This is a genomic window from Shewanella sp. 38A_GOM-205m (genome assembly GCF_000518445.1).
Classification (GTDB): domain Bacteria; phylum Pseudomonadota; class Gammaproteobacteria; order Enterobacterales; family Shewanellaceae; genus Shewanella; species Shewanella algae.
Genome location: NZ_JADP01000040.1, coordinates 19,267 through 28,382 on the forward strand (window position 1 = coordinate 19,267; position 9,116 = coordinate 28,382).

10 protein-coding genes are annotated in these 9,116 nt (G+C 56.0%); 9 read left to right on the top strand and 1 reads right to left on the bottom strand.

The annotated features are described in order from the left end of the window. Positions 1–25: 25 nt before the first annotated feature. From N512_RS23340 to N512_RS24460, 8 genes are all read left to right on the top strand, one after another. Positions 26–967, top strand: coding sequence for an ABC transporter ATP-binding protein (locus N512_RS23340; protein ID WP_081737201.1), 942 nt, complete (start codon positions 26–28; stop codon positions 965–967). Then, positions 964–2,034 carry a FecCD family ABC transporter permease gene (locus N512_RS0117970; RefSeq protein ID WP_226565008.1) on the top strand — a complete coding sequence of 357 codons (1,071 nt, stop codon included), beginning with the start codon at positions 964–966 and terminating at the stop codon, positions 2,032–2,034. The genes N512_RS23340 and N512_RS0117970 overlap by 4 nt, the downstream gene beginning before the upstream one ends. Positions 2,035–2,051: 17 nt before the next feature. Next, positions 2,052–3,116 carry a nicotinate-nucleotide--dimethylbenzimidazole phosphoribosyltransferase gene (gene cobT, locus N512_RS0117975; protein WP_028781209.1) on the top strand — a complete coding sequence of 355 codons (1,065 nt, stop codon included), beginning with the start codon at positions 2,052–2,054 and terminating at the stop codon, positions 3,114–3,116. After that, positions 3,116–3,892 (top strand): adenosylcobinamide-GDP ribazoletransferase, encoded by a 777-nt coding sequence (locus N512_RS0117980; RefSeq protein WP_028781210.1) that lies wholly within the window; start codon positions 3,116–3,118, stop codon positions 3,890–3,892. The genes cobT and N512_RS0117980 overlap by 1 nt, the downstream gene beginning before the upstream one ends. After that, a complete protein-coding gene (gene cobU / locus N512_RS23345; RefSeq protein WP_051472861.1) occupies positions 3,889–4,476 on the top strand; it encodes a bifunctional adenosylcobinamide kinase/adenosylcobinamide-phosphate guanylyltransferase in 588 nt (195 codons plus the stop codon). The genes N512_RS0117980 and cobU overlap by 4 nt, the downstream gene beginning before the upstream one ends. Positions 4,477–4,550: 74 nt before the next feature. Next, a complete protein-coding gene (locus N512_RS0117990) occupies positions 4,551–6,215 on the top strand; it encodes a cobyric acid synthase (protein ID WP_081737203.1) in 1,665 nt (554 codons plus the stop codon). Next, on the top strand, positions 6,205–6,819 hold the full coding sequence (gene cobO, locus N512_RS0117995; RefSeq protein WP_028781212.1) for a cob(I)yrinic acid a,c-diamide adenosyltransferase: 615 nt from the start codon (positions 6,205–6,207) through the stop codon (positions 6,817–6,819). The genes N512_RS0117990 and cobO overlap by 11 nt, the downstream gene beginning before the upstream one ends. A gap of 296 nt (positions 6,820–7,115) precedes the next feature. Then, positions 7,116–7,472: a hypothetical protein gene (locus N512_RS24460; RefSeq protein WP_133087289.1), complete on the top strand. Its 357-nt coding sequence runs from the start codon at positions 7,116–7,118 to the stop codon at positions 7,470–7,472. Between the two features lie 274 nt (positions 7,473–7,746). On the opposite strand, the gene N512_RS0118005 is transcribed toward N512_RS24460, so the two are convergent. Beyond that, positions 7,747–8,073: a hypothetical protein gene (locus N512_RS0118005; protein WP_037475494.1), complete on the bottom strand. Its 327-nt coding sequence runs from the start codon at positions 8,071–8,073 to the stop codon at positions 7,747–7,749. Between the two features lie 22 nt (positions 8,074–8,095). Between N512_RS0118005 and N512_RS0118010 the strand changes: the two genes are divergently transcribed. Next, positions 8,096–9,085 (top strand): hypothetical protein, encoded by a 990-nt coding sequence (locus N512_RS0118010; protein WP_028781214.1) that lies wholly within the window; start codon positions 8,096–8,098, stop codon positions 9,083–9,085. Positions 9,086–9,116 lie beyond the last annotated feature (31 nt).

The window sequence follows — 9,116 nt, forward strand, 5'->3', positions numbered from 1 at the left end:
ACAGGCTCAATGTCGGGGGGCGGTTATGAGCCTGGCACTCAAGGTGCAACAGCTTAGCTGGCTTCCCGGTGGCCACAGCGTATTGGCCGATGTGGGCTTTGAGCTGCCAAGCGGCAAGATGCTCGGGCTCATAGGCCCCAATGGTGCCGGGAAGTCGAGCCTGCTGCGCTGCCTCTATCGTTATATCCGCCCGGACCGCGGCCAGATCCAGCTGTTTGGGCAGGATATCAATAGTTTGTCAGCCAAAGCCTTCGCCAAAGAGGTGGCCGTGGTGCTGCAGGATACCCCAGCCCAGTTGGCACTGGATCTGACTCAATTAGTGGCCATGGGACTGACTCCCCACAAGGGTTTGTTTGATATGCCATCGGCGGCCGACAAGGCCCAGGTGCAGGCGGCATTGGCGCAGGTCGGGTTGCAGCACAAGGCCGCAGAGCCCTTCGCGCAGCTTTCCGGCGGAGAGAAGCAAAGGGCCTTGATTGCCCGCGCCATAGTGCAGCGCCCCAAGCTTTTGATCCTGGACGAGCCCACCAATCATCTGGATATCCGCTATCAGATCCAGATCCTCGAGCTGGTGCGCAGCCTGGGGGTCACAGTGATCGCCTCGATTCACGATCTCAATCTGGCCTCGGCCCTGTGTGACGAACTCTTGCTGCTGGATAACGGCCGCCGTATTGCCCACGGCTCGCCCCAGAGCGTATTGACCGAAGACAGAATTGCCGGTGTCTTCGGTGTCTGCTGCCAGGTGGGGACGCATCCGCAGTTGGGACGGCCGCTGATCCACTACTTTTACGGCTATCAGTCGCCAGAGCCTGGTCACGGCAAGGCTGTAAGCTCGGCGGCGCTCGCCAGTGGCAAGGTTCACGGCGCTGCGATAGTCGAGCCAATGGCAGGGCCTGCCTCGGCCGAAACCTGTGTTGCCCACAAGGAAACTGACCGGCGCCCAGGCTCGGTGGGAGGTGGCGCATGAATACTTCCATGGCCGCACCGGGGCGCTCGCTTATTGGCTGGTTTCTCAAGCCCTTGCCCAGACTTTACTGGTGCTGGCTGCTGTTGCTGCTCGGCACTGTATTGACACCCTTGGCCGCCGCCGGTTTTGGCGCCGCCGATATCAGCCTCTTCGATGTGGCAAGAGTGATTGGCAAACACCTGCTGGGCGTGGGTGAGCCATCTGCCATCAGCGAGCGTATCGTCTGGGATCTGCGCCTGCCGCGTATCTTGCTGGCCTTTATCGCCGGCAGCGGTCTGGCATTGTCGGGTTATGTATTGCAGGCGGTGACCCGCAACCCGCTGGCTGATCCTTACCTGTTCGGTATCAGCTCGGGCGCCAGCTTCGGCGCCGTGGTCTCGGTCGCCCTGGCGACCGGCCTTGGGCTGAGTTCGGCCATCTCCGGGATATCGCTGCCGCTGGGAGCCTTTATCGGTGCCAGTTTGGCCGTGCTCATGGTACTGCTGCTCGCGGGCAGGAATATCGGCAACCAGATAGAGAGAATGTTGCTCTCCGGGGTCGCCATCTCCTTTATGTTCAGCGCCCTCACCAGCTTGATCTTGTATTTTTCCACCCCGCAGGCCACCACCTCCTTGCTGTTTTGGAGCCTGGGCAGTTTTGCCCGTGCCAGCTGGGATGGGCTTGGACTGCCAACTCTGGTGGTGCTGGCGGCCTTGCTGGTGATCCTGGCCTTCAAGCGCCAGGTACTGGCAATGCTTGCCGGTGATGAAACCGCCCACACTCTGGGAATCAGGGTGCAAAGGCTCAGGGTTTCCATGTTGCTGTTATGCTCGCTTATTACCGCCACTTTGGTGGCCCACTGCGGCGGGATAGGTTTTGTGGGGCTGATGGTGCCTCATATTGTCAGGTTGTTGCTGCCGGGGCAGCACCCCATGGTGCTGACGGCACTGGCGGGCGGCCTGTTTATGGTTTGGGTCGATGTGCTGGCTCGCAGCATACTGCCCACCCAAGAGCTGCCGGTGGGGGTGATCACCTCGGCCATCGGCAGTCTGTTTTTCCTGATGGTGCTGCGTAAACGCGGCCAATAACGATAAGAGAGGGAAGGATGTACCAGGTTGCAGCAATCAATCACGCGCTGGATGACGCGATTCAGGCCCGCATAGACAACAAGACCAAACCCCTGGGCGCTTTGGGTGAGTTGGAGGCTTTGGCGCTGCAATTGGGGCGCATTCAGCTCGATTCCGCCACCGATGAGTTGGTCATCCGCCGCCCCGTGATGCTGGTGTTTGCTGCCGACCATGGTATTGCCGCGGCCGGGGTGTCGATTGCTCCCAGCGAGGTGACCACCCAAATGGTGCTCAACTTTGTTGCCGGCGGCGCCGCCATCAATGTGTTTTGTCGCCAGACCGGCTTCGAGCTGGAGGTGATTGACTGCGGCATTCTCAGCCCCTTGGGGATCCCCGAGGTTACAGAGCAGCGTCTGGGCGCCGGTACCGGGCCTATCCACAAACGCGCCGCCATGACTCTGGGCGCTGTGCATCAAGGGTTTGCCATGGCGCGCACCTTGGTAAAACGCCATATCGATGCCGGCAGCAACCTGCTGGCGCTGGGGGAGATGGGAATAGGCAACACCTCTTCTGCCGCCGCCGTGATGGCTGCTCTGACCGGCCTGCCAGTGAGTGAATGTGTCGGCCGCGGCACCGGCATAGATGCCGCGACGCTTAAGCGCAAATGCCTGCTGATAGAGCAGGCACTGCTGCTGCACCACTGCGAGCTGACCGAGCCGCTCAGTATCCTCGCCTGCCTCGGAGGCTTTGAAATAGTGCAGATGACAGGAGCCATGTTGGCGGCGGCCGAATTTGGCGTGCCTGTGCTGGTGGACGGTTTTATCGCGTCGACAGCGGCGCTGGCGGCTGTGCGTTTGGCGCCGGGGGTGAGGGATTATCTTATTTTTGCCCATGAGTCTGAAGAGCGCGGCCACAAGTTGCTGCTCGAGGCCATGTCCGCCAAGCCTTTGCTGCGGCTTGGGCTCAGGTTGGGCGAAGGCTCGGGCGCGGCGCTGGCGCTGCCTTTGGTGCAGGCGGCAGCCAACTTCTACAACCAGATGGCCAGCTTTGGTGAAGCCGGGGTCGACAAGGTGGTAGAACCTGCTACCCAAGAGGTGTTCTGATGGGATTCTGGCTCGGGCAGCTGCGGCTATTTTTGATCGCAATAGGTTTTTTCACCCGTATTCCTGTGCCCAGCGCCCTGACGGTGGACAGCGACAGCCTCAACAAGGCCAGCCGCTACTTTGGTCTGGTGGGCGTGGTGGTGGGCTTGATCTCCGCCTTGGTGTTACTGCTGGCCGCCGGCATATTGCCAAGCTCCATTGCCATAGTGCTGGCGATGATTAGCAGTGTGCTGGTTACCGGCGGTTTTCATGAAGATGGCCTGGCCGATACCGCCGATGGTTTCGGCGGTGGTTGGCGGGTAGAAGATAAACTGAAAATCATGAAAGACAGCCGCCTTGGCAGCTATGGCGCCTTGGCATTGGTGTTGGTGTTGCTGCTCAAGTACCAGTTACTGCTGGAGTTGGCACTTTACGACATCAACCAGGCGGCGCTGGCCCTGGTATTGGCGCACTGTGTCAGCCGGGTGACGGCGGCCAGCATTATCTTTAGCGAAACCTATGTTCGCGATGAGGGCAAGAGCAAACCTCTGGCGCAGCAGCAGGGGCTCAATGAGCTGGGTATTTTGCTGCTGACTGGAATTGTGCTGACGGCACTGCTGTCCACCACGCTGCTGTTCTGGCTACTGCCGACCATGTTGTTACTGCGTTGGGCCCTGGTGTTTTGGTTCCGGCGCCAGATTGGCGGTTACACCGGCGATACCCTGGGAGCGGCGCAGCAGGTGAGTGAGCTGACGGTTTATATGCTGTTACTGGCATTGGGGGGCAGCCCTGCATGATCCATCTAATTCTGGGCGGTGCCCGCAGCGGCAAGAGTGGTTACGCCGAGCGGCAACTGGCCGACTTGTGCCCGGCCAATGTCCGCCCCTGGTATCTGGCAACGGCCGAGTCCGCCGATGAGGAGATGGCTCGGCGTATCGCCCACCATCAAACTGCGCGCCAAGGTGGCAGCCTCGAATGGCAGTTGGCCGAGGTGCCGCTCGATTTGGCCAAGGCGCTTGTACAGCGCTCAGGCTCTGGAGCGCCGGTATTGGTAGACTGCCTGACGCTTTGGCTCAGCAATCAGCTCTGCTTTGGTGCCGATATGGCTAGCGAACGCGCGGCCTTGTTGCAGGCGGTAGCCGGGTTTGACGGCGATCTGCTGCTGGTGAGCAACGAAGTCGGCTCCGGCATAGTGCCGCTTGGGGAGCTGAGTCGGCGTTTTGTCGATGAGGCCGGTTGGCTCAATCAGGCGCTGGCCGCCAAGGCAGACAGAGTCACTCTGGTTGTCGCAGGTTTACCGCTGGCGTTAAAGCCTGTGAGCTCTGATTACCCGATCTTGAGCGCTTCGGGTACAAGCCCGGATCAGTGGGGCAAGGCATGAGTAACCCAGTACCCCTTATTAGCGCAGAACTTAAAGCTGAATTTTCGACTCTGGCCCGGCCTGGCCGCAGCCTTATGGTGCAGGGCACCACTTCGGATGCCGGTAAGAGCACCTTGGTAGCCGGACTCTGCCGGGTGTTTCATCGTCATGGTCAGCGAGTGGCGCCCTTTAAGCCGCAGAATATGGCGCTCAACAGCGCCGTCACCCGGGATGGCGGTGAAATTGGCCGGGCGCAGGCGCTGCAGGCGGTGGCCGCCGGTCTTGAGCCGAGAATCGACTTCAACCCGGTATTGCTGAAACCCAGCTCAGATACCAAGGCGCAGGTGATTATTCAGGGCAAGGCGCTGACCAGCCTGGAAGCCGCCGCCTTTTTCGGCCCCGAGAGTCGTGACTATAAAGCCGCTGCCATGCAGGCGGTGTTGGCATCCTGGCACAGGTTGCAGCAGGAGTTTGACTGGCTGTTGGTAGAAGGCGCCGGTAGCCCGGCCGAAATCAATTTGCGCCAGGGCGATATTGCCAATATGGGCTTTGCCGAAGCGGTGGACTGCCCGGTGATCCTCATCGCCGATATCGACAAGGGCGGGGTATTTGCCCACCTGGTCGGTACCTTGGCCCTGCTGTCCGAGAGTGAGCAGGCGCGGGTAAAGGGCTTTGTGATCAATCGTTTCCGCGGTGATATCTCATTGCTGCAGTCCGGGCTGGATTGGCTCGAGGCTCACACCGGCAAGCCGGTATTGGGCGTATTGCCCTACCTCGATGCCCTGCATCTGGACGCCGAAGATGCACTGGTGCAGCCCACTGCTCAGTCTCAGGGGGCTGCTGCCGAGCAGCCGGTAACAGCTCAATCAGCACGAGCTCAATCTGAAACAGCTCAAACTGGGACGCGACTGCGAGTCGGCGTCTTGGTGTACCCCAGGATCAGCAACCATACCGACTTTGACCCGCTGCGGCTGCATCCGGATATCGAGTTTTATTATATAGGGCCGACCCATCAGGGCGAACTTCCTGGGCTGGATCTCCTGCTGTTGCCCGGCAGCAAGAATGTGCGCGCCGACCTGGCTTTTATCCGCCAACAGGGCTGGGATAAGGGCATAGCTCGCCATCTGCGCTATGGCGGCAAGCTTATCGGTATCTGCGGCGGCTTTCAGATGCTGGGGCAGAGCATTGCCGATCCCTTGGGACTGGAAGACTTGCCCGGTACCAGCCAAGGGCTGGGATATCTGCCGCTCACTACCGAGCTGCAAGTCGAAAAACAGCTGCTCAATGTCAGCGGTACCCTGAGGCTTGGGCAATCATCGGCGTCAGTCTCCGGCTATGAGATCCACTGTGGAGCGTCGCGGATCCCGGACAGATGCACCCAGCCACTGTTGCTTAATGAGCGAGGCAGTGACGCCAACTGTGTCAGCGCCACTGAGCCCGCAAAAATCACTGAGCCTGCAAAAGCCACAGCACCTTCACAAATCGCAGGGCCTACACAATTCACAGCACCCCGCAGCGAGGGCCTGCTGTCGGAGGATAATCAAATTCTCGGCAGTTATTTGCATGGCTTGTTTGACAGCCCAGAAGCCGGTGAACTGCTGCTCACCTGGGCCGGGATGACGGCGCCACAGGGCCGCACAGTGGATATCAATCAGCAGCGTCAGCAACAGCTGGATCGTTTGGCCGATGTGCTGGAGCAACATCTGGATTTCAATAAAATAATCAACATATTCAAAGAGGAAGACCAGGGTGACCGATAATAATCAAACCGATATCAAGGCAGAGCGTCATAAACAGCGGCAGCAGAAAGTGAAAGCGGCGGTGGATGCCAAAATCGCGGCCGCCACCGAAGAGAAGGGCATACTCCTGGTAGTGACAGGTAACGGCAAGGGTAAGTCTACTTCCGGCTTTGGCACTCTGGCCCGCGCGGTCGGTCATGGCAAGCAGGGCGCCGTAGTGCAGTTTATCAAGGGCACCTGGGAGTGCGGTGAGCGCAAGCTACTGGAAGGCGCCGGGGTCAAGTTCGAAGTCATGGGCACAGGCTTTACTTGGGACACCCAGGACAAAGCCAAGGATATCGCCGCCGCCGAAAAGGCCTGGACGGCCGCCGAAAAATGGCTTCAGGATGCCAGCATAGACATACTCCTGCTCGATGAACTCACCTACATGGTCAGTTACCATTATCTGGATCTGCAGCGAGTGATAAATGCGTTGCAAAATCGTCCACCCATGCAGCATGTGATCATCACCGGCCGCAACTGCCACAGGCAACTGATTGAATTGGCAGATACTGTCAGTGAGGTGAATAGCGTGAAGCATGCGTTTGAGGCGGGGGTTAAAGCCCAGCCTGGTTTCGACTACTGATATTTCTTCTATTTCTTCCTGTTTGCGACCGTGGCGTTATTGTCTGCGTCGGCTCACCCAATCACATACTCATTGTATGCTCATGGGCTGAGCTTCCTTGACGGCTTAGCCACAGCCGCAAACAGTTTGAAATAGGTGGACTGGTTTAGGGATTGAAGTGTGTCAGCCATCGAACAGCTTGCAGTGCTGTATTTTTTTGTTGACGACCATGGCGTTATTGTTTGCATCGGTTCCCCCAATCACATCCTCATAATTTTTGTGATTTTCCCATTTCGATTTTATGTTCTGAGGGCTTTATGAATATCGATGACTTACTCAATGTTGTAGCAGAACAAGAATCTAATTCTTGTTCTGAGTGCGGAAAGGAATCCAAGCTTCATTTGACTAACTCTGATGGCCTGGAAAACAAACTTCATTTTATGGGTAAAATAGAACCAATGACTTTTCTCGGTTATCAGACTTACAGCAAAAATGGTAGTAATCCATTTTCAGATATGGCTCCTGTGAGTTTATCGCATTACCCTTACAACGGTAGTGATGTATATCGTTGTGATTCGTGTATGGCTACATTTGTCATATATTTAGAAACTGGTGGGCATGCTGCAAGATACCAAGCAAGGTGGATTAGGCGTGATCTTAACTTTTTACCCTAACAAGTAATAATAAACTGACCTTTCCCCCGAATTTAAGACCATGACATTGATATGACTCCCTTGGCCAAATTGATGAAAACCTATGATAAGGAGATTAGATAATATGATGGCTTGCTATGATTTATAAATTGTTGCTTTGGCTTGGTTTATTATATTTTGATAAAAATAGCGTGTTAAGAGTGAACAAAGTCAAGATGCCAGAGTTGTTGAAAGAGTGGGAATCAAGGGGTTGAGGTGTTGATTCAAACTCACCCCTTTGACTCCCATTTTATATCTAGCCCTTATCATAGTGGCGAATGGGCAGCTGGCTGACGCTGTCGAGTCGCCAGGCTCCCTTCTCATACACGAAGCTAACGCTGTGCAGGGCATCCTTAAAGTCATAGCGTTGGTTCGAGTCTGGCAGGAGATTGTTAAACTCCAGCTGAATGTTCTGATAACCATCCTCGATAGACAACTTCCCCAGATGATTTGGCAGATCGATAAGGCGGCTCAGCGCCTTGTCGACAAAAGATAGCAAAAGAAAAAGATAGAAAGAAAAAGATAGGACAGCCATATCTTTTTGATGTTTCGCCCAGGCTTGACTAGGCTTTGAAATACCCATCAAAGCTCAGTCGAGGTTGGTTATGACCACAGCTCGTCGTCAGTTGATAGATGCTGAAAGCACGCCCTTTTACCACGTGATTAACCGTTGCGTGAGAAGGGCGTTTTTGTGTGGTGAAGATGCACTGTCGGGGCGCAGTTACGAGCATAGACGTGGCTGGATAGTGGATAAAATCAGGCAGTTGTCGTCAATATTCTGCATCGACGTTTGCGCTTATGCGGTCATGAGTAATCACTACCATTTGGTGCTCAAAATCGACCTTGCTGCACAACAAGCGTTGTCGCCATTTGAAGTCATTGAGCGTTGGACAATGCTCTTTAGTGGCAATCCTGTGGCGGCAAAGTTCCTCAAGGGCGATAGTCTCTCAGAAGGTGAGCGAATACTGTTGGATACGCTGATTAGCGATTGGCAGGAACGCCTTGGCAGTATCAGTTGGTTTATGCGCTGTTTAAACGAAGATATCGCCCGCAAGGCCAATCGAGAAGATGGCTGCAAGGGCGTATTTTGGGAAGGACGCTTTAAGTCGCAGGCGCTGCTCGATGAACAGGCGCTGCTGGCCTGCATGATGTATGTGGATTTAAATCCTATTCGCGCAGGTATTGCAGATTCGCTGCAAACTTCTGACTACACCTCCATTCAGGAGCGCATAGAAGAAGTTGCTGAGCCTGCATCTGCCAACACTTCACTTAAGCCACTGCTGCAATTTGATGGTGCAGCAACTACCGCCGAACAAAGCGGCATTCCATTTCACTTTGCCGACTATCTGGAGCTGATTGATTGGACAGGCCGGGCGGTGCGGGAAGACAAGCGTGGCTTTATTGCCTCTTCCAGGCCCAAACTACTGCATGAGCTTGGTATCAGCGACGATGCCTGGATAACTTCCGCCAAGGAGTTTCGCCGTCAGTACAGTGGCATGAGTGGCCGATGGGATGCAATGTGTGCCATGAAGGCCAAATGTGGCGGTAAATGGTGCCGGGGTAAGCAACAAAGCCAAGCAATACATCCCCATTAACCTTAAACCGTTGGTGATTTTGCAGAAACAG